18 protein-coding genes and 1 pseudogene are annotated in these 20,888 nt (G+C 67.0%); 16 read left to right on the forward strand and 3 right to left on the reverse strand.

Annotation, left to right across the window (positions count from 1 at the left end; genetic code table 11):
* The first annotated feature begins 12 nt into the window (after positions 1–12).
* From IPG97_02985 to IPG97_03000, 4 genes are all read left to right on the forward strand, one after another.
* Entirely contained in the window at positions 13–1,248 is a 1,236-nt protein-coding gene (locus IPG97_02985; protein ID MBK6855543.1) for an insulinase family protein, read from the forward strand.
* Positions 1,249–1,316: 68 nt separating this feature from the next.
* Complete coding sequence (locus IPG97_02990; protein ID MBK6855544.1) at positions 1,317–3,362, forward strand: acyltransferase; 2,046 nt, start codon at positions 1,317–1,319, stop codon at positions 3,360–3,362.
* 220 nt (positions 3,363–3,582) lie between these two features.
* Positions 3,583–4,083: a hypothetical protein gene (locus tag IPG97_02995; protein ID MBK6855545.1), complete on the forward strand. Its 501-nt coding sequence runs from the start codon at positions 3,583–3,585 to the stop codon at positions 4,081–4,083.
* On the forward strand, positions 4,083–4,874 hold the full coding sequence (locus tag IPG97_03000; protein MBK6855546.1) for a 4-hydroxy-tetrahydrodipicolinate reductase: 792 nt from the start codon (positions 4,083–4,085) through the stop codon (positions 4,872–4,874). Before IPG97_02995 ends, IPG97_03000 begins: the two co-directional genes overlap by 1 nt.
* A 116-nt stretch (positions 4,875–4,990) precedes the next feature.
* Here the strand turns inward: IPG97_03000 and IPG97_03005 are convergent, their stop codons facing one another.
* Positions 4,991–5,815 carry a hypothetical protein gene (locus IPG97_03005; GenBank protein MBK6855547.1) on the reverse strand — a complete coding sequence of 275 codons (825 nt, stop codon included), beginning with the start codon at positions 5,813–5,815 and terminating at the stop codon, positions 4,991–4,993.
* 132 nt (positions 5,816–5,947) lie between these two features.
* Here IPG97_03005 and IPG97_03010 point away from each other — a divergent pair, with 132 nt between their 5' ends.
* The 12 genes and pseudogenes from IPG97_03010 (at position 5,948) to IPG97_03065 (ending at position 18,617) form a co-directional block, all read left to right on the forward strand.
* A complete protein-coding gene (locus IPG97_03010; GenBank protein MBK6855548.1) occupies positions 5,948–7,582 on the forward strand; it encodes a long-chain fatty acid--CoA ligase in 1,635 nt (544 codons plus the stop codon).
* 102 nt (positions 7,583–7,684) lie between these two features.
* Complete coding sequence (locus tag IPG97_03015; protein MBK6855549.1) at positions 7,685–8,470, forward strand: SURF1 family protein; 786 nt, start codon at positions 7,685–7,687, stop codon at positions 8,468–8,470.
* A 78-nt stretch (positions 8,471–8,548) separates the two neighbouring features.
* Positions 8,549–9,133, forward strand: a complete 585-nt coding sequence (locus tag IPG97_03020; protein ID MBK6855550.1) for a TetR/AcrR family transcriptional regulator — start codon at positions 8,549–8,551, stop codon at positions 9,131–9,133.
* Positions 9,134–9,300: 167 nt separating this feature from the next.
* Complete coding sequence (locus tag IPG97_03025) at positions 9,301–9,993, forward strand: TetR/AcrR family transcriptional regulator (GenBank protein ID MBK6855551.1); 693 nt, start codon at positions 9,301–9,303, stop codon at positions 9,991–9,993.
* Between the two features lie 128 nt (positions 9,994–10,121).
* Positions 10,122–11,246 (forward strand): ferritin-like domain-containing protein, encoded by a 1,125-nt coding sequence (locus IPG97_03030; GenBank protein ID MBK6855552.1) that lies wholly within the window; start codon positions 10,122–10,124, stop codon positions 11,244–11,246.
* 286 nt (positions 11,247–11,532) lie between these two features.
* Positions 11,533–12,423 carry a 4-hydroxy-tetrahydrodipicolinate synthase gene (dapA, locus tag IPG97_03035; GenBank protein MBK6855553.1) on the forward strand — a complete coding sequence of 297 codons (891 nt, stop codon included), beginning with the start codon at positions 11,533–11,535 and terminating at the stop codon, positions 12,421–12,423.
* The gene (locus IPG97_03040; protein MBK6855554.1) at positions 12,420–14,081 is read left to right on the forward strand and encodes a ribonuclease J; all 1,662 of its coding nucleotides are present in this window, start codon (positions 12,420–12,422) and stop codon (positions 14,079–14,081) included. The genes dapA and IPG97_03040 overlap by 4 nt, the downstream gene beginning before the upstream one ends.
* 62 nt (positions 14,082–14,143) lie before the next feature.
* Positions 14,144–14,653 carry a M28 family peptidase gene (locus tag IPG97_03045; protein MBK6855555.1) on the forward strand — a complete coding sequence of 170 codons (510 nt, stop codon included), beginning with the start codon at positions 14,144–14,146 and terminating at the stop codon, positions 14,651–14,653.
* Positions 14,584–15,303: a M28 family peptidase gene (locus IPG97_03050; protein MBK6855556.1), complete on the forward strand. Its 720-nt coding sequence runs from the start codon at positions 14,584–14,586 to the stop codon at positions 15,301–15,303. Before IPG97_03045 ends, IPG97_03050 begins: the two co-directional genes overlap by 70 nt.
* A gap of 62 nt (positions 15,304–15,365) precedes the next feature.
* A complete protein-coding gene (locus tag IPG97_03055) occupies positions 15,366–16,301 on the forward strand; it encodes a DNA translocase FtsK 4TM domain-containing protein (GenBank protein MBK6855557.1) in 936 nt (311 codons plus the stop codon).
* A 290-nt stretch (positions 16,302–16,591) separates the two neighbouring features.
* Positions 16,592–18,049 (forward strand): annotated as a pseudogene (locus IPG97_03060) (DNA translocase FtsK).
* Between the two features lie 73 nt (positions 18,050–18,122).
* Entirely contained in the window at positions 18,123–18,617 is a 495-nt protein-coding gene (locus IPG97_03065; protein MBK6855558.1) for a DUF4395 domain-containing protein, read from the forward strand.
* 33 nt (positions 18,618–18,650) lie between these two features.
* Here IPG97_03065 and IPG97_03070 read toward each other — a convergent pair whose 3' ends face one another.
* Positions 18,651–19,472 carry a hypothetical protein gene (locus IPG97_03070; GenBank protein ID MBK6855559.1) on the reverse strand — a complete coding sequence of 274 codons (822 nt, stop codon included), beginning with the start codon at positions 19,470–19,472 and terminating at the stop codon, positions 18,651–18,653.
* A gap of 176 nt (positions 19,473–19,648) precedes the next feature.
* Positions 19,649–19,819 carry a hypothetical protein gene (locus IPG97_03075; protein MBK6855560.1) on the reverse strand — a complete coding sequence of 57 codons (171 nt, stop codon included), beginning with the start codon at positions 19,817–19,819 and terminating at the stop codon, positions 19,649–19,651.
* Positions 19,820–20,888: the final 1,069 nt, after the last annotated feature.

A 20,888-nucleotide genomic window follows, 5' to 3' on the forward strand; every position in this document is an offset into this window, starting at 1 on the left:
GGAGCAAACTGCGTGACCATCGAACGAACCGACATGACCTCGGGCCTCACCGTGGTGACCGAGGTGCTCCCCGGAGCTCGTTCATCCAGCTTCGGGTGCTGGGTGCGAGTCGGTGGGCGCGACGAACCCGCCAACCAGTCCGGCGCGTCGCACTTCCTTGAACACCTCCTGTTCAAAGGCACATCCACGCGGACCGGCCGGGAGATCTCCGAAGCGATCGAGTCCGTCGGTGGTGAGCTGAATGCTCACACCGCCCATGAGCACACCGCCTTCTACGCCCGCGTCCCGGCTCGATCTGCCGCAGTCGGGCTCGACATGTTGGTGGACGTGTTGACCGACCCGGCCTTCACCGCCTCCGACGTGGACAGCGAAAGACAGGTGATCCTCGAGGAGCTCCATCTGGCCGAGGACGAGGGCGACGACCGGGTTCTCTCGCTGGCCCACCAGGCCCTGTGGGGTGAGCATCCCCTGGCCCGAGAGGTGCTGGGTCAGCTCCACACCATCGAAGCCTTGGACCGCGCCGCGGTGAGGGGCTTCTTCGACCACCACTACCACCCAGCCAACCTGGTTTTGGTGGCCGCCGGGGCCGTGGACCATGGGGATGTGGTCCGGGCCGCCGAGCGATTCGAAGCCCGTGCTGGTGGGGACCGCCAGGTGCGGACCACCCCAGATTTCGCTGGAGGCACCAGCGGCCTGTCGTTGGACCGACCCCATGACGTCGCCCACATTTCCCTGGCCTGGCCGGGCCTGGCCGCTGACCATCCGGACCGATATGCCCTCAGCGTGGCCAACCAGATCTTTGGTGGCGGGCTGTCCAGCCGGCTGTTCCAACAGATCCGAGAGGAACGAGGTCTGGCCTACTCGGTGTTCTCCGCGGTGAGCGCCTACAGCGACGCTGGATCCCTGGTGACCTACGCCGGTACCAGTCCTGACCGTGCCTCCGAGGTGGTCGAGGTGATGGAACGGGTGGCGGGAGAGTTGTCGAGTCTGGGTGTCAGCGATCGGGAGCGAGACGTGGCTGTCGGTTACCTGGACGGGGCCGCTCAGCTCAGCCTTGAGGACACCGCCAGCGTCATGGCTCGGCTTGGCAACCACGTTTGCGCCAAGGGCGTAGTCGTGCCCATCGAGGACCAACTCGCCAAACTCCGTGCGGTCACCACCGACGACGTCAACCGGGTGCTGGCCACCCACCTTGGAGACGCTCCGGCCCGCTGTGTGGTGGGCCCCCTGGACCACATCGCCATCTGAGAGTGAGCCGACCGATCGGTGCTCGGATTCCACATCGGCCAGGCCTTGACCGGATCCGGGGGGCGGCGGTGGCGGCGACCGTCGCCTATCACTTGGGGTATCTCCCCGGTGGGTTCATCGGTGTCGACGTGTTCTTCGTGCTGTCGGGCTTCTTGGTGACGTCCCTTCTGCTGACCGAGGTGGAGCCGGACGGCTCGGAAACGAGCCGAGCCGCCATCGACCTTCGCTCATTCTGGGTGGCGCGGCTTCGTCGGCTCACCCCGGCGGTGCTGGTGGTGACACCCACGGTTCTGTGGACGGCACGGGTTGCTGGATGGCCTGCATCGCGTCTCGACGAACTGGCCGTGGATGGCGCGGCCACGCTGACCTGGTGGCAGAACTGGCGTCAGATCCTGGCTGGGCAGAGCTACTGGGACCCGAGCCCGAGCCCGTTCCGGCACGCATGGAGCCTGTCCATCGAAGAGCAGTACTACCTGGTGTGGCCCCTGGTGGCGGCGCTGGTGGTGGTCGGGCTGGCTCGTCGGTCTGGCTGGAACCCGTGGTTGCTTCGTCGATCGATCGCAACGGTGGCCGGGCTGGGCGCGCTCGTGAGCGCGGCCTGGCATGTGATCCTGGCCCATCGCCTGGACCGAGCCGATCTGTCTCGTGTCTACCTGGGCACCGACACGCGCGTGTTCGCGTTGCTGATCGGTTGTGCGCTGGCATGTTCCCGCTGGGGGCTTAGACGCTCGTTCACACGGGAGGATCCCGACGATGGCGCCCCGGCCCCTGATGATCCCCCTAGTCGCCACCGTGCTGGCGATACGGCCGGTGAGGTCGGTACCACGGCTGGGCTTCGAAATGCGGGGGCCGTGTCGACGGTGGTGCTCGTCATCCTCGCCATGATGATGGAGGTCGACGATCCGAGGCTGTTCCGATCCGGCGGTTTCGTGGCCGTCGCCATGTTGGCAGCGGTGGTGGTGGCTGGTCAGGCGGCGCCGCCCCGGCTTTCCCCTGCCACAGCGCCGATGGGGCTGGGATGGGTCGTGGGCGGTCTGCTGTCGTGGTTGGGAAGTCGCTCCTATGCCATCTACCTGTGGTCGTGGCCGATCCAGGTGCTGGCCTCCTACCGCTGGCCGACCATGGCCCGTGGGCTCCTGAGCGCTGGGGTGGTGGTGTCGGCCTTGGTGGCGGCCGAGGTGTCTCACCGCCTGGTCGAAGATCCCCTCCGTCGGGGCCGGGGCTGGGCCGCGGCGCCTTGGCGACGTCGTCCGGCCTGGGTGCTGGGCGTCGTTACGGCCTCGGTCTCGGTGATCGGTGCCTACGGCGCGGCCACGGTGGCCCCGGTGCACCAACGTCTCGAGACCGCCGATGCTCTCGAGCAGGCACTGGCCAGACCATCCATGCCACCCGAGGCTTCAGGATCGGGTGCCGAAGGGTTGGGCGTCCTGGTGATAGGTGACAGCGTGAGCTTCACCATCGGGCTGTACAAGCCTGAACGCGATGCACTGCCGGCCGGGCTGCGGTGGTTGGACAGCCGTGCGGTGATCGGTTGCGGCGTAATGGCCGCCCAAGGCTGGGAGTACCCCGATGACGAGGGCGGCTTCGTCGTTCCATCGTCGGGGGATTGCGTACGCCAAGCCGACGCCGAGAAGCTGGGGCTGGCCCAGCGGCCCGATGTGGTGGTCACGTTCCCAGGCGCTTGGGAGACCGAGGCGGTCAGGTCCCCCGATGGTGAGGTCGTTGCGGCCCGGTCGCCTCGAATGGCAGAGGTCCTCAGCGACAATCTGGTGGCTCGGGCCACTGAGGCTCACCGCGTTGGGGCTGCGTTCATAGTCGTCGCATGGGCATGCCCGGGCGAAGGAACCCCGCCGGGCCGCGCTGATCCGGAGTTCATCGACTGGGTGAACGGTGTGTTCCGCTCGGCCATGGGCCGGGCCCGTCGTTCCGGTGCCGATGCTCGCTACCTCGAGCCCGGCCCCGAGAGTTGCACCGGGGGGCTGGCCGGGACCCCCACCGAAGCCCGCCGTGGATGGATGGCTGACAGCAACCACGTGTTGGGCTGGGAACAAGGCCTGTCGTTCTGGAACGAGTGGCTGGGCCCGGCCCTGGTGGAGGAGATGACCCAGCGGTAGCCGGACGATCTTGGCTCGCTGGGGCTCGCGATGTCTCTGGCGTCGGGACCACGAGAACCTCGAGATCGGTCGCGTGCGTTCACGACGGAGTTCTATGTGGCCGACACTGCGGGGGTGGGCTCGTGCGCGACGTGGTCGCGCGTGGGCCATACTTCGACGGCAGTCGGCCGCGGTGAATCGACTGCACTCCATCCCCAAAACCGCCGGAACGGAGCACACCATGGGATTCCTCGACAAGGCCATGTCTCAGGTCCAACAGGCCGCCAAGCAGGGCCAGGACAAGATCGACGACATGCAGGCCAAGAAGCGCTCCGACGGCCTCCTGCGTGACCTCGGGGCCTGGTACTACGCCACCCAGACCGGCAGGGACAACGGTCAGGGCGAGTCCGAGATCGCACGCATCACCGCTGAGCTCCAGGCCCACGAGGCCGAGCACGGCCAGCTCGGCAGCGCCCACGAGGAGGCGGCTGCCCCTGCGGCCGCGCCTCCTCCTCCGGGTGGATCCGGAGTCGCACCACCGCCCCCCGGTGGTGACCCGGCCGCCGCGCCGCCTCCTCCGGGGTCGGTGACCCCGCCCCCGCCCCCTGGGTCGGTAGCTCCGCCTCCTCCTCCCGGCTCGGTGACCCCGCCCCCACCCCCTGGGTCGGTAGCTCCGCCTCCTCCTCCTGGTTCGGTTGCTCCGCCCCCTCCTCCAGGCGCGGTCTCAGGCGAAGAGGGCTGATGAACCAGCCGATCGCCGTCGGTGTCTTCGGCGCGGCCGGGCGCATGGGCGCCACCGTGTGCCGCGCCGTGGTCGACGACCCCGCGCTGACTCTGGTTGCAGCGGTAGACCCCGGTGCGGCGGGCCAGGCGTTGCGGGAGGTCGCTGGTGTCGACGTCGACATGGAGGTGGCGGGCCGGGCCGAACACCTCGATGTCGCACCTCAGGTGATGGTCGACTTCACCCACTTGGAGGCGGCCCGCCACAACCTGGCCTGGTGCGCTGATCATCGGGTTCATGCCGTCGTGGGAACCACCGGGTTCACCGATGATGATCTGGACCGGTTTCGGGGCTCGTTCACCGGCTCCAACTGCCTGATCGCGCCCAACTTCGCCATTGGTGCCATCTTGATGATGCGATTCGCGGAGATGGCTGCGCCCTATTTCGAGACCGCCGAGGTGATCGAGTACCACCACGACGCCAAGCTCGATTCACCGTCGGGCACCGCCATGCGGACCGTGGAACGGATGGCGGCCGCCAACTCGAACTGGGCACCCGACCCAACCGTGACCCACACCGTGGCCGGCGCCCGGGGTGGCGAGGCGGCACCGGGCATCCGCGTCCACGCGGTCCGGATGAGAGGGATGGTCGCCCACCAAGAGGTGCTGCTGGGGACCACCGGGCAGACTCTCCAGATCCGCCACGACTCCTATGACCGAACCAGCTTCATGCCCGGTGTGGTCCTGGCCTGTAAGCGAATTGCCGATCACGCCGGCGTGAACATCGGCCTGGACCCATTGCTCGACCTCTAGCCTGGATCCGCCACGAAGGGCTCTGCCCCCGAACCCCCGCCATGTCCAGCGACGACGGCTGGACCTACCCGCTCGGGTCCTGGAGCCTGGATCCGCCGAAAGGCGGAGCCTTCCGGTCAGGTGGGGTCGGTACCCGCTGGTCCTTGGTCGGGGGAGACCGGGGTCGCGGCCTCGGCGGCCTCTTCCGCCTCGATGGCCTCGATCTCCTCTTCGATTCGGAGCAGGTCCTCGACGTCCTCCCGTCCACCGCGACGGTCGCCCCAGATCGTGAACCCGACCATGGCGATCGACAGCACCAACAGGGGCCAGCGATAGTCGGAGATGAAGCCTCGGACCGATGAGAGTTGATCTTCGAACACACTCGAGAACATCCGAACCAAGACCAGCCTGACCGCCGTGCCCACCACGTTGGCGGCCATGAACGCTCCCCACGTCATACCTGCGGCCCCGGCGAACAGGCATACCGGGTTGTTGGGTGCGATGGCGACCACGGGGATGCGAGCCTTGTCGAACCACTTCTCGAGTTGGCGTAGTAGTTCGCCGTAGGTCGGAGCGGTGCGCTCCATCCAGCGGATGGCCCCATCGCCGTACCATCGGCCCAGCAGGAAGAACAGCGGGTCGGGGCCGAGCAGGCGCAAGAAGCCGACCACATAGAACGACCAGGCATCGAGTTCCCCGGCGGCCAGCGCCAGGTTGCGGTTTTGGGCGTTCATGGCGATGAACAGCAGCGGACGTTCGCTCACCAGCACGGACATGAAGGCGTTGCCGACGTATGACGCCACCACGAAGGCGATGAGGGTGCCAACCACCAGGTTGCGGGCCAACTTGCTCGGCGGTCCCGGGTGAGAGCGCCCGGCCGAGGCGGGTCGGGCGCGAGCGCCGGTGTCGGCATCGCCCGTGGTCGAGGTGGAGTCCGTGGCCCCTGCATCGATGGAATCCAAGGGGACCAAGTGTGACAGGTCCGGCCGCTCTGAAGGGGGAGACGCCATCGCCGCCATGGCCTAGGTTCGGCGCCGCCGCGGCCGGCCCTCACGGTGGCGTCGTCGAAAACCGATCAAGAAGAGGTATCGCCCATGCAGGGTCTCATGCAGGACTTCCCGCTCACCATCTCGCACCTGTTCTCGCGAGCCGAGACGTTGTTCGCCGACAAGCAGATCGTCACCTCGTTGCCCACCGGGGTCACCCGCACCTCCTACGGCGACTGGGCTGAACGGACCCGTCGATTGGGAGGTGTGCTCGATGCTCTGGGCATCTCCGAGGACGGTCGGGTCGCCACCTTCTCGTGGAACACCCAGCGGCACCTCGAGCTGTACTTCGCCGCCCCTTGTTCGGGTCGGGTCCTGCACACGCTCAACCTGAGGCTCTTCCCCGAGCAGGTCACCTACATCGTGAACCACGCCGAGGACGAGGTCATCTTCGTGGACAAGACGGTGGCTGCGCTGTTGTGGCCGTTGTTGCCCACCTTCGCCACCGTTCGCCACATCGTGGTGATCGATGACGGCGGACCTTTCGACACATCGCAGGTTCCAGACAGCATGGAGCTTCACGACTACGAGACGCTCCTGGCCGCGGCGGCCCCGGTGGAGTGGCCGGTGATCGAGGACGAGAACCGGGCCGCATCGATGTGTTACACGAGCGGCACCACCGGCAATCCCAAGGGCGTCGTGTACAGCCATCGCAGCACGGTCTTGCACACCATGGCCGCCATGTTCGCCGACTCGGTAGGGATCCGAGAGTCGGACCGGATCCTTCCGGTGGTACCGATGTTCCACGCCAACGCCTGGGGCCTGGCCCACGCCGGGGTGGCTTCGGGAGCCGACCTGATCATGCCCGGCCCCGATCTGAGTCCGGCATCACTGGCCCAACTGATCGAAGGTGAGCGGGTGACGGTTGCCGCTGGTGTCCCCACCATCTGGATGGGGGTCCTGCCGGAGCTGGCCGGTCGTGACACCTCGGCGTTGCGGATCATTCCGTGCGGTGGTTCGGCCGTACCCAAGGCACTTTCGGAAGGATTCCGCCAACAGGTCGGACTTCCGATCTTCCAGGCCTGGGGCATGACCGAGACCAGCCCCGTCGCCACCGTCGGGATGATCAAGAGCACCCTCGCCGACATCGGAGAGGATGCCCTGGCCGACCTACGGGCCACCCAGGGTGTACCCGTCCTCGGCGTCGAGGTTCGGGTGGTCGACCAGGCCAACGGTGAGTTGGTGGCCCGCGACGGGGTGGAGCGCGGCGAGCTGCAGGCCGCCGGCCCGTGGATCGCCCGCACCTACTACAACGACGACCGGGCGGCGGAGTCCTTCACCGATGACGGCTGGCTGCGCACCGGCGACGTGGCCACCGTCGACGCCGACGGCTACATCCACCTCGTCGACCGCACCAAGGACGTGGTCAAGAGCGGGGGCGAGTGGATCTCTTCGGTGGAGTTGGAGAACGAGATCATGGCCCACCCCAAGGTGGCCGAGGCGGCCGTGATCGGCGTCAGCCACCCCAAGTGGCAGGAGCGGCCGCTGGCCTGTGTCGTGGTCAAACCGGGGGAGGAACTGACCGCCAGCGAGGTGCTCGAGTTCCTGGAGCCCCGGGTCGCCAAGTGGTGGCTGCCCGACGACGTGGTTTTCATCGACGAGGTTCCCAAGACCAGCGTCGGCAAGTTCTCCAAGAAGGACCTCCGCGAGCGGTTCAAGGACCACGTCCTCCCCGCGACCTGACCGGCCCCAGCGATGATGGCCCTGGGGCTCGGACGGTAGGCCCAGCCCCGGGGCCGCTTGGGCATTTGTTGGGATCGACCGGGTCGGTCCTAGCCTCGGCCCGTGTCGCGGTACCGGTTTGCGCTTCGCCCCTGGTGGATCGTCTCGCACCTGTTCGTGTTGGCTCTGGTTGCGGCCATGGTCAGCGCCGGGATCTGGCAGCTCAGCCGCCGCCAGGAGAAGCGCGATCGCAACGACCGGGTCGAGGCCCGCTCCGCCTTGGACCCCGTCGATGTCCAGGGTCTGGCCGCGCCAGGTGATTTCGACTCCGCTGGAGACCTCGAGTTCCGGCGGGTCACGGCCACGGGGCGGTACCTGGCGGACGAGGAGGTGCTGGTTCGCTCCCGCACCATGGAGGGGGCGCCAGGGTCGTGGGTGTTGACCCCGCTGGCCCTGGATGATGGAACGGCGGTGGTGGTCAACCGAGGCTGGATTCCCAACACCGGCGATCTCCACGCCGTGCCCGACGAATCCAAGGCTCCGGTCGGGCCAGTCGAGGTGAGCGGCCTGGTTCGGCTCACCGAGACCCGGGGACGGTTCGGGCCCCACGATCCGGCCACCGGTCAACTGACCGACCTAGCCCGGGCGGACGTGGCTCGTGTCGATCAACAGGTCGACGCCGATGTCTTGCCGTTCTGGGTGCAGATGCTCGAACAGGTGCCAACGCCGGACCTTTTCCACAATCCGGCCCCGGTTCCGGCCCCGGACATGGACGAAGGCCCCCACCTCTCCTATGCCGTCCAGTGGTTCATATTCACCACGGTCGCGGTGGTGGGCTACCCGCTGATCCTTCGGCGACGAGCCCGGGAGCAGAGCTCGTCGGGTGCAGATGCGGAACCGGTCGACTGACCTCGCACCTGTTGTCGCGAGTTCTTGTGTGTTCTCGGTCACCTCACCGCCTTGGTATTCGCCCTAGTGTCGAGTGGTGTGGCTGATGACGTCCGCACCCGGATCCTTGCCGCCACGGTGGTTTGCCTGGGGCGGTACGGGATAGCCAAGACCACCGTGGACGACGCGGCCCGGGAGGCCGGAGTGGCCCGGGCCACGGTGTACCGGCATTTCGCCGACGGCAAGGATCAGGTGATCGGAGAGGCCATCACCTGGGCGGTCGGTCAGTTCTTCAACGAACTGGCCGAGGCGGTCGCCGACGCCCCCGACTTCCCGACCATGCTCGAACGGGCGGTGATGCACGCCCATCGGGCGGTCGACGAACACGAGGTGCTCCAGAAGGTGTTGGAGACCGAACCAGAGAGGCTTCTGCCCCAGCTGACCCAGTCGGCGCCGCTGGTGCAGGCGGCGGTACGCGCCTACTTCGCCGAGCAGTTGGCGGCCGAGGAGCTGTGCCCCGGCGTGGACCCAGACCGGGCCGCGGACTGGCTCAGCCGGATGGGACTGTCGTTCATCTTGTCGGAGGGGCGGTGGGACCTGACCGATGAAGCGACGGTCAGCCGTTTGGTTCGAGACGAGCTCCTGGTCGGGATTCTGGCCGACCCCAAGCGATCAGGTCCCTGACCCTGTTCGGGCCAGGAACCTGATGGTCTAGGCCGAGTTTTCGATGTGATCGCGTCGATCGACCTACTCGTCCTTGGTCATCTGAAATTCAGATGGGGGATCGGTGCGACGAATGTCACCAGGCAGGTCGTTGACGATGAGACACAAGTATTCTTATTGTCTCATCCATGGTCATCGAGGTAGCCGCCCCAGTTGTGCCTGGTGTGGAAGTCGCTGGGGCGCCGCCCGAACCGATGACCGGGGGCGCCGGACAGCTCGAGGAGCGGATCCTCGACGCAGCTGCGGGTCTGGTGGCGCGATGGGGGGTGGCCAAGACCTCGTTGGGTGACGTGGCCAAGGCGGCCGGATGCTCACGGGCAACGCTCTATCGCTCGTTTCCCGGCGGCAAGCACGACCTGTTCGCCGCTGTCGGCCAACGCGAGGTATCCAGCTACATCCAGTCCGTTGTCGAGGTCGTCGACGAGGCCGAGGACCTCACCGACGCCATGACCAGGGGGCTGGTGGTGGCGGCCCGGTTGTTGAGGGACCACGATGCCGCTCAGTTCGTGTTGGCCCATGAGCCTGAGCTGGTCCTGCCGTTCCTGGGTTTCAAGCGGGTCGACCGGCTCTATGCCCACGTATCGGTCGTCATCGGCCCCCATCTCGAGCGTTTCGTCACCGCCGACCGCGCCGCGTGGCTCGCCGAATGGGGAGCTCGGCTGCTCATCACCTACATGTTCAACCCAGACCCCGACGTCGACCTCGTGAACGTCGAGGACGCCCGGGGCTTGGTGAGCACATTTGTGCTGCCAGCGTTCAATCATCAGGCCCAGTCCGAAGCCCTTCGGTTGGCCCACACCCTCCTTGCCGCCGATGGCTGACCACTCGATGCCCATCCACCGGTGATTGCCGGTCACTTCGTTCGGCACTCAACCATCACCTCGAATCGGCCGTATCAACCACCAATCCCTCTCAAGCCCAGCCTCCAACCGACCACCCAGGGAGAACCATGTCCCCCACCGAAGACATCATCGGCCGATCCGATCTGAACGACCTCGAGGCCATCCTCGCGGTGTCGGCACCAGATCGTGAAGAGTCGATCCGCGCCGTCCGGGACAACGCGGATGCCATCTTCACCTGGGACTACGAGAAGGGCGCTCGCCCGGCGCTCAACAAGCTGTACGAGAAGGCCAAGGTCTCCATGTGGAACGGCGAGACCGACCTCCCCTGGGACACCGTGGTCGACCAGGAAGAGGTGGCTCGCAACAACCAGGCGCTGTCGGGCGGATTCGAGATCCTCGACCTCGATCACACCCCCTTCGCCAAGTGGAGCGAGAAGGAGTGGTTGACCCTGGGCATGGAGTTCCAGAACTGGAGTCTCAGCCAGTTCATGCACGGCGAGCAGGGCGCTCTCATCTGTACGGCCAAGATCGTGGAGACCGTGCCTTGGATAGACGCCAAGTACTACGCCTCCACTCAGGTCATGGATGAGGCCCGCCACGTCGAGGTGTTCGCCCGCTACCTGGACACCAAGCTCAACGGCCACTACCCGCTCAACGCTCACCTCGGCATGCTCCTCGAGGACATCATCGAGGACTCCCGCTGGGACATGACGTACCTGGGCATGCAGATCATGGTCGAGGGTCTGGCCCTGGCCGCTTTCGGCTTCATGCACCAGCTCAGCACCGAACCGCTTCTCAAGCAGTTGCTCCGCTACGTGATGAGCGATGAGGCCCGCCACGTGGCCTTCGGGGTGCTCAGCCTGCAGGAGTACTACGCCGAGCTGACCTCGGCCGAGTTGATGGAACGCCAGGAGTTCGCATTCGAGGCCGCGGTGCGTATGCGGGACCGCTTCTTGCAGCAGGAGGTGTGGGAGCGCATGGGCCTCAACCCCAAGGACGTGCTGCCTCTGCTGATCCGCAACCCCAACCGGCTGCTCTTCCAGCAGATGCTCTTCACCAAGATCGTTCCCAACTGCAAGAAGTTGGGCCTGCTCGACGCCAACGACGGATGGCTCCGCCACCGCTTCGAAGACCTGGGCGTCATCCAGTTCGAGGACCTCACCGACACCAGCGACGAGTACCAGGCCTTCGCCCTCAACGAGAGCGAGCTGGCCCCCGCCGAGGTCGCCTAGGAGTTGGGCTGTAAGGCGAGCCGACGCATGAGCACGGCATGGCTAGACCGAGGCGAAGCGTCCGTCTGATCACCCTCGCAGCAACGACGACTGGACCTATCCACTAGGCCCCTAGGTGCCCACCAGGTGTGCTCCCCCCACTGGACGGGTCCGTGTCTCGGCACGGGCCCGTCCGCCGTTTTCGACAGGAAGGCGCAACGGAGGGTGCGAGTAGGGTCACCACCATGTCAGTGGTCTTCCCGTCCCCCCGCGTAGCGGTGCCGAACCTTGTCACCGGGGGTCGGTGATGGCACGGTTCGGTTCTGTCATCACCGCCATGGTCACGCCCTTCGGCCCTGACGGATCGTTGGACACCGGCGCAGCCGCCGATCTGGCCCGGTGGCTGGTCGATCACGGCAACGATGCCCTCGTCCTGGCCGGCACCACCGGTGAGAGCGCGGTGCTCACCGACCCCGAGCGCATCGAACTGTTCCGAGTCGTGCGCTCGGCCGTGGACGTCCCGCTGATCGCCGGGTCCACTACCAACGACACCGCCCACAGCGTCGACATGACCCGGGCCGCGGCCGAGGTTGGCATGGACGCGGTGTTGGCCGTGGTCCCGTACTACAACAAGCCACCCCAGAGCGGACTGGAGGCTCACTTCCGGGCCGTGGCCGCAGCATCGGACCTGCCGGTGATGCTCTATGACGTGCCGGGTCGCACCGGGCGCAAGCTGGCCACCGAGACCACCCTGCGCCTGGCTCGGGAGGTCCCCACCGTGGTTGCGCTGAAAGATGCCGGGGGAGATCCGGCCGAGACGGCCAAGCTGCTGGCCGAGGCGCCAGAGGGCTTCGAGGTCTACAGCGGCGACGAGCCGCTGAGCCTGGCCTTCGCTGCCTACGGCGTGGTCGGTGTCGTAGGTGTGTCCAGCCACTGGACCGGCCGTCGCCAACGGGAGCTGTGGGACCACGTGGCCAAGGGGGACTTCACCGCAGCGCGGGAGGTCAACGCTTCGCTCCTGGCCTCCTTCGACTACATGAACAGCGACACCTGTGTGTTCTCCCAAGCGGTCAAGGTCGCCATGGCCGAGTTGGGTGTGCCGGTGGGGGAGTGTCGCCTGCCTCTCGGCCCCGCGCCTGCCGACACTCGGGACCGCGCCCGCACGGTGCTGGCCGACCTCGGCTACGAGCTGACATGACCGCGCCGGTATCGGTCACCTTCCTGGGCGGCCTGGGTGAGATCGGCCGCAACTGCGCGGCCATCGAGGTCGAAGGTCGCATCATGCTGCTCGACTGCGGGCTCATGTTTCCCGACGCCGACATGTTGGGTGTCGACCTCGTCCTGCCCGACTTCCGTTGGCTGCTGGAACGGGCCGACGACATCGAGGGTTGCATCGTCACGCACGGCCACGAGGACCATCACGGGGCGCTGGCCTATCTGTTGCGGGAACTGTCGTTCCCGATCATCGGATCGGCCCTGACCCTTGGCTTCGCCTCCAACCGCATCGAAGAGGCCGGCCTGATGGAGCGAACCGAGCTGATCGTGGTCGCCGACAACGAGCGGCGTCGCTTCGGTCCCTTCGATTGCGAGTTCATCCCCGTCACCCACTCGGTGCCGCAGGGTTTCGCCACCGCCTTTCACACCCCCCAGGGCACCATCTTGCACACGGGTGACTGGAAGCTGGACCTCACCCCGGTCGACGGACGCCTTACCGACATCGGAGTAATGGGGGCCATCGCCCAGAACGAGGGTGTGCGCCTCCTCCTGTCGGACTCGACCAATGCCGACCAGTGCGGTCACTCCCGCTCGGAGCGCTCCGTCGGCAAGGTCCTCCACGACCTGTTCGCCGCCAACGTCGGGCGCCGAATCATTACGGCCTGCTTCGCCAGCCACGTCCACCGGGTTCAACAGATCGCTGATGCCGCCGTGGCTCACGACCGGGTGATCGCCACGCTGGGTCTGTCCATGAAGAAGAACGTGAGGCTGGCCCGGGAGATGGGCCTGCTGAACATCCCCGAACGCAACCTGGCCGACATCGAGGACGTGCGGGACCTGGACCCGGGTCGGGTGTGCGTGATCTCCACGGGATCCCAGGGAGAGCCGATGTCGGCTCTGGCTCTGATGGCCTCGGCCGAGAGCAAATGGCTCAAGCTCGACGAGCACGACACCGTCATCTTGTCGTCGCACCCGATCCCCGGCAACGAGATGAACGTGTCCAAGGTGATCGACGGACTGGTGCGCCTCGGGGTGAGGGTCGTCCACTCCGGCATCGAAGATGTCCACGCCACCGGTCACGCAAAGCAGGAAGAGCTCAAGACCCTTATCTCGCTGGTCCGGCCCGAGTGGTTCGTGCCGGTTCACGGCGAGTACCGCCACCTGGTGGCCCACGCCGAACTGGCCCGCACCATGGGCGTGGGCCCCGAGCGGGTGTTGATCTGCGAGGACGGCGACCGCATCGAACTGGGGGACAAGGGGTTGGCCCGCGCCGGCCGAGTTCCGGCGCCCTACCTCTATGTGGACGGGATCGTGGGCGATGTCGGGCACGGCGTGCTCCGTGACCGGAAGGTCCTGGCCGAGGAGGGAGTGGTGGTGGTGATCGTCACCATCGACCACGACGCCGGTGAGGTGGTGACCGGTCCGGAGGTGATCACCCGAGGCTGGGTCCACGCCCCTGAGGCCGAAGACCTGTTGGATGAAGCCCGCAAGACCGTGGCCGAAGCGGTGCTGGTGGCGTTGGACCAGGGCGATCACGACATCGAGTCCATGCAGCGTGTGGTCCGCCGGGCTGCCGGCAAGTTCGTGAGCGACCGCACCCGCCGACGGCCCATGATCGTCCCCGTGGTGATGTCTGTTTAGGCGTCGTCAACGCAAGTCACCGCCTAGTGTCCGCCGAGGTCGGCAAACGTCGGAGGGGATCCATGTCCACCAAGGGAACGGCTCGGCTCGTCGCGCTGGGATTGGTTGTGATGAGCCTCACCGGCTGCTTGCAGGCCGACGTCCGCTATCTGGCGTCGGACAACCTCGCTGGTCGCAACAACAACACCCCTGGTGGGATCGCTGCCCGCAACTGGCTCGTCGAACAACTGCGGCCGATGACGGTGGGGCCTATCCCGGGCGCCGTAGGAGTCGACGCCTACCAGCAACCATTCGACAAGGGTGTCAACGTACTCGGCGTGATCCATGGCGCGGTCAGACCTGACGAGTACGTGATGATCGGCGCGCACTACGACCACCACGGGTCCTGCGGTTCAATCGACGGAGACTCGATCTGCAACGGCGCCACCGACAACGCCACCGGTGCCGCCCTGGTCCTGGAGATGGCCCGCCGGTTCGTGGAAAACCCCCGGCGCGCTCGGTCGTGTTCGCCCTGTGGGATGCCGAGGAGGACGGGCTCCTCGGATCCCGCTACTACGTGGACCACCCGGTGATCCCGTTGGAACAGACTGTCACGTACCTGAACCTGGACATCGCCGGGGCCAACCTTGGACCCAGTCTCCGGTCCACCACCTTCGCGGTGGGGGCCGAGTCAGGGGGCGACGAGCTGGTGGGCGTTGTGGACCGATCCTTTGCCGCGTCCACGCTGCAAGGCGAGCAGCTCAGTGCCGTGTTTGGTCTGTACCGCAGCGACTACGCCGCCTTCCTGGGCAAGCAGGTACCAACCGTGTTCTTCACCGACTCGACCGGTCCCTGCTACCACACTCCCAAGGACGACGAGTTCGCGGTGGACTGGACCAAGCTCGACCAGCAGGCTGACGTCTTGTGGCGTACAGCGAAGGAGTTGGCCACATCTTCAGGGGTCTCGATGCCGATGATCACCCCTGAATGGGAGAACCGCCCGCTGACCACCTACGCCGACGCGGTCAGGCTCCGGGCCGTCGTCGACCGCAGCCTCCCCGGCTGGGATCGCTACCCACCCGGGATGGTGGCGGACATCCAACCGCATCTGGCCAACCTGGACCGGGTGATCGCCGAAGGGGCCGGCGCGTACGACGAGACCGACCAGTCGCAGGTCCTGGGTGCCGCGTCCACCCTGGTGTCGATGATGACCTACGGCGACTGCGACCCGTTCCTGGACTGAGCTCCGCGGCGGCGGGGAGGTTCCTCGGTGCGGTCGGGGTCGCTGGTAGCGTTGAGGGCACTGTGACCGCCACCAGAGGCCCTTCCCGGTCATCGGGATCCGCCACCCGGGCACCCGCCAAGAAGGCCACCGCCAAGTCGGGAGCCGGGGCGCGTCGTGCCGCGCCCCCGACCAAGCGAGCCGCCACCTCCCGCAAACCCCCGGCACCGCCCATGCCTCCGCCGTTCTCGGTCAGGCTCTTGGACGCTCTGGCGGCGGCCAGCCGCGGCCACGGAGCAGACTTTGCCGGGATCTTCCTGGTCGTCACTGGTCTGGTGGCGGCGTTGGGGATCTACGCCGGCGCCGGCGGCCCGATCGGTCGGGCAGTTGCCGAGTTCTGCGGAACCCTGGTGGGAGTCGCCAAGGTTCTTGCCCCGCCGCTGCTCGTGGCCATCGGAGCGCTGCTGGTCAGAGGCATTCCCGAGTCGGGCATCGGGGTGGACGTCGCCGAGGATGTCACCAGGGTGGACGGTCGGGCTCTGGTGGACCCTGATATTGCCGAGCATCCCTTCGCTCGGCTTCTGTTCGGCTCCGCCCTCTTGTCGGTGGCGGGTCTGGGTCTGCTTCACCTGATCCGAGATGCGCCGCCCATCGGGAGTGGCCGAGACGTTCTGGCCGACAGTGCCGGTTATCTGGGTGCCTTCATCGGCGCACCGGTCTTGGCTCTGCTGGGCACCGTGGGGTCGGCAGTGGTGCTTTCGGCCCTGGCCTTCGCCGGGGCCTTGGTGGTCACCCGTACGACCGTCCGCTACGTGGTCGGCTTGACCGCCGCCGGTGTGGCGGCTGGGGCCCGCCCGCTTGGTCAAGCGATCCGTCGATCGTTCGCCCAGCTCTTCGAACTCAACTCCGAGCGAGGCGAAGCGGCGATGTCGGTCCGATACCAGGAGCCGACACTGGGCTGGGGTCGGCTCTCTCCGATGGGCCTCTGTGGGCTGAAACCGCCCCATCGCCACCGGTGACCGTGCCCGCAGGACCCCCGGATCAGGGCGGTGTCTACGACCAGGACCAGGACGGTGCAGCCGAACCGGTCACCAAACCCAAGCGCAAGCGCAAGCCAGCGGTCACGCCCGATCCGGCTACTGAACCGGCTCCCACGCAACTCGAGATCGACCTGCCGCCAGCGGTTCAGGCGTCGGCGTGGAAGTTGCCGCCCAACTCGCTGTTGGAGCTATCGGGTAGCCAGTCCGTCGACCGGGCCGCGGTGAAAGAGACAGGTACCCGTCTCGAACATGCGCTGGCCGAGCATGGCGTGGAGACCCGCCTGGTGGGAATGACCGTCGGACCCACCGTGACCCGCTTCGAGCTGGAGCTGGGACCGGGGGTGAAGGTGGCCAGGGTCACCAGCCTCCACAAGGACATCGCCTATGCCATGGCCACGCCTGATGTGCGCATCCTGGCCCCCATCCCCGGCAAGCAGGCCATCGGAGTCGAGATCCCCAACGTCCGCAAGCAGTTGGTAACGGTCGGAGACATCCTCACCAGCCCTGAGGCCCGGGCGGCCAGCCACCCGCTGGAGGTGGCGATCGGCCGCGACATCGACGGCAAGGCGGTGCTGGCCAACCTGGCCGCCATGCCCCACATCCTCATCGCCGGAGCCACGGGTGCCGGCAAGTCGAGCTGCCTCAACTCGCTGCTCACGTCGATCCTCATGCGCTCCACGCCCGACCAGGTGCGCATGATCCTGGTCGACCCCAAGCGGGTGGAGATGGGCCAGTACAACAAGCTGCCCCACCTGCTCACCGAGGTGGTCACCGTCCCCAAGAAGGCCGCCAACGCATTGGCCTGGGCGGTGCGGGAGATGGAACGCCGCTATGACCTGCTGGCCGAGTGCGGTTTCCGTGACATCACCGGCTACAACGCCGCATTCGACCGTGGGGACCTGAACGACCCCAACGCCGATCTCCTCGGCCCCGATGCCGAGTCGGTCACCACCTACCACCGGATGCCGTTCATCTTGGTGGTCATAGACGAGTTGGCCGACCTCATGATGGTGGCGGCACGAGACGTCGAGGAGTCGATCTGCCGCCTGGCCCAGATGGCCCGGGCGGTGGGGATCCACCTGGTGATCGCCACCCAGCGGCCATCGGTGAACGTGATCACCGGGTTGATCAAGGCCAACGTGCCAGCCCGCCTGGCTTTCGCGGTGTCGAGTGCCACCGACTCCCGGGTGATCTTGGACCAAACCGGCGCTGAACGACTGTTGGGCAAGGGCGACATGTTGCTGCTGGGCCCGTCCTCGTCGGTGGCCCAGCGGGTCCAGGGGTCCTGGGTGACCGAGGATGAGGTCCGCTCTATTGCCGCGTTCTGGAAACGCCAGGCCACCGATCTCGACTATGCCGACGACGTCCAGGGGTCGGGAGACGACGGCGGGGCCGGGACGAGCATCGGCGGAGGCGGTGGAGCCGGGGGTGCGTCGGGTGGTGATGACGACGACGATCTGTTGGCCCAGGCCACGGAGCTGGTGGTGCGGAGCCAGCTCGGTTCCACCTCGATGCTGCAACGCAAGCTCCGGGTTGGTTTCGCCCGCGCCGGACGGATCATGGACCTGTTGGAAGAACGGGGCGTGGTCGGTCCGTCAACTGGGTCCAAGGCTCGCGAAGTTCTGATGACCCCCGAGGAGCTCGACGGGGGAGGAGCAGCATCGGCGGCGGTCGACGCCGAGTTCGGCTCTGGTGACCCACCCGCTGATCCGATCACCCAGCCCTGAGCGCTCGGACGAGCCAGAAATCCTGACCATTTCAGTCGGGTAAATTCCCGACCCAACTGGTAAGGTATTGGTCATGGGCAAGCTGTTCGAGTTCCCCAACCCCGTCAACGAGGTGTCGGCCCGCCTGGTGGCTGCTGGCGTGGTCCTCCTCAGCCTCGGCGTGGTGGTGTTCGGCCAGACGTGGTTGATCGCCCCGCTGGCCTACGGGTTTGTGGCCCGGGTGCTGACCGGTCCAACGCTCAGTCCTCTTGGCCAGTTGGTCACCAGGGTGATCACACCGGCTTTGCCGTTCGAGGCCCGGATGGTTCCCGGCCCGCCCAAGCGATTCGCCCAGGGAATAGGTGCCACGCTGTCAGTGGCGGCCGCCGTGGCCCACTTCGGTTTCGGAGCCACTGGGCTGGCGGTGGTGCTGGTGGCCATGATCACCGCGGCCGCGTCACTGGAGGCCTCGCTTGGCTTCTGCCTCGGCTGCAAGATCTTCGCCTTGCTGATGAAGGTCGGGGTCATCCCCGAGGAGACCTGCGAGGCGTGCAACAACCTGGCCCTTCGTCGGGCTGTAACGATCTGATCTGTCCGAGCTGATCTATCCGATCTGGCGTTGTCATCGGATCGGTGGCAACGAGACCTGTTCACCGACGAACAACAGGTCGGGGTCGCCTAGTTGCGGGTTGGCCAGCACCACCTGTTGCCAGTAGTCCTCGACGGACGCGTGCTCGCCGGGTCCGGGCGAGGCGGCGGCGATCTCGGCTTCGGCCAGTGCCCACAGGTGGTCTCCGACTACGACGGTGTGGGTACGTCCAGCCCCAGGCCGGGATTGAGCCGAGGTTGGACCCGCATCGATAGGCGCCGCCTCGGTCACGGCGGCCACGGAGAGGTCCGTGTCGGTCGCGGTATCGGCTCCGACGCCATCGCCGTCCGTGCCGCCTAGGCGGGTGAGCGTGGCCCCGAGAGGGGTGGTGGTCTGATTCGCCGGATCCATGAGCACCAGCGTCGCCTGTGACCGTCCCGTCGATGTCGCTTCCGCTGGTGATCCGGATCGTTCCCCCCATGCGGTGCGGTCCGGGTCTGCCCCCTGGATTTTGGCCAAGGTGACGGTCGATCTCATGGGAGATTCCACCGATGACTGCGCGCCCACCGGTTCGACTGAAGTCGCCGGGGTGGCGCCAGCCGTAGATGGTGAGGTGGCAACGCTCAAAGCCCCAATGCCGAGGCCGACCACCCCGCCGAGCAGCCCGCGAAACGCCGGGATCGTGGCTCGACGGGCCATGTTCACCAGGCCGGGTCGTCCTGAGACCTGGCCGACTGCCCCGATGATGGTCACGATGACGAGGTGACCGGCTACCACGATCGCCAGCAGGCGGACGATAGCCAGGGCCGCAGCAACCGGGCCTCGCAACTCCAACCATGCGTCGAAGGCAGCCATCGACCCAAGTGGGGGTGCGGCCAACCGACCACGGCCAAGGAGGTAGAGCCCCACCACCGCCGCGACCAGGCCCAGGACACCTGTGGAAGGTCTCGGACCGGGAGCTGGGCCTGGTGGGACTCCCAGCGCGGTAGGAGGCTCGAACGAATAGATAGGTCGCCTGTTTCCACTGCACGTCATCGAACCATCTCCGTGGTCCAGCCTCCGGCAGTGCGGACCAGTGCCGCCCGGGCGCCATCGGCCATGAGCAGGTAGCCGGGGCAGGTGTGGTCCGGCGGTTCGAGGCGGTCGACACCGGCATGACCACCGCGGCCGCTACGGTCACCGGCTCCCCGGCTTCGGCCCATCGGTCGAAGAGGAACACCTCACCTGTGGCAGCACGAACCACACCGGGGGTGGGCGTACCGTCGCAATCCCAGTCGCCCACGGCGACCTCATCGCCGGGTTCTCCAACTTGGTATCGGGCGCCCGACGGGTCGGACACCGCCGCGCCCCGCGTCGGGTCAGTTGGGGAGGGGGACGATGTACTTCCGCCCGAGGTGGCGGTGGTCCCCGATGGACTCCTCTGATCGTGACCGACGGCCGCGTCAGGGTTCGTGGTGTCTCCCGGCTGGGACACGGTTGGATCCGATGGTTCAGCCCGATCGGCTCGCTCCACGGGTGTGGCGTCACCGCTAGCGCCGATCTCTGACCGTCGTCCTTCGGCGCCGAGTCCTTCTGATCGTTGGCCCTCGCCGGCTCCGGAGGCCCTTCCTGTGTCGAGGCTGGGCGTGGCAAGGGTCGAGCGGGCTCCTGAAGGCCCGATGGTGGCAGGAGTCTGACCGACCAACCGTGCTCCGCCAGCAGCAACCACCACGACCACCAGGACCGCCGCGGCCGCCATCGGCATACGGCGCCAGGTGCCAGGCCCAGCCGACCGGGTCAGAATGCCAACCGGGGAGGACCCGGCATCCCGGTCGGGGGTGGCGATGGGGGAGCTCGGTTGGCAGTCGGCGGGTTGATTACCGGATCTCGTGGTGGGGGGCTCACCGCCTCGATCAGTCCCGGCGGGAGCGACGGGAGCGTCTTGGGGTTCGAGTCGGAGGCCGAGAATGGTCCTGACCTCGGGTGATCTCGTGTCCGGCCTGGACGGAGATGGGGTTGGACCGGGGGAGCGGTCTGGTCCATGAGCTACGTCGGGGATTGGGAGGTCTACGACGGTGGACGGGTCGTCACCGGTCGGTAGCAGTCTGCTGGTGCTGATGCTGGTGGTTGGCGTAGGGGGTAGGAACGGACCAGCCCGCAACGGATCAGGCCCGGCAGCATGTTCGGCGAGATCCTCGGGCATCGGGCTATTGGTCGCACCTCGATCGACGTCGATGCCATGGGCAACGGTCCCCGAGCCCGCTTGGCCATCGAGCGGCTCGACCACAGCTC

The organism is Microthrixaceae bacterium (genome assembly GCA_016702505.1).
Classification (GTDB): domain Bacteria; phylum Actinomycetota; class Acidimicrobiia; order Acidimicrobiales; family Iamiaceae; genus Aquihabitans.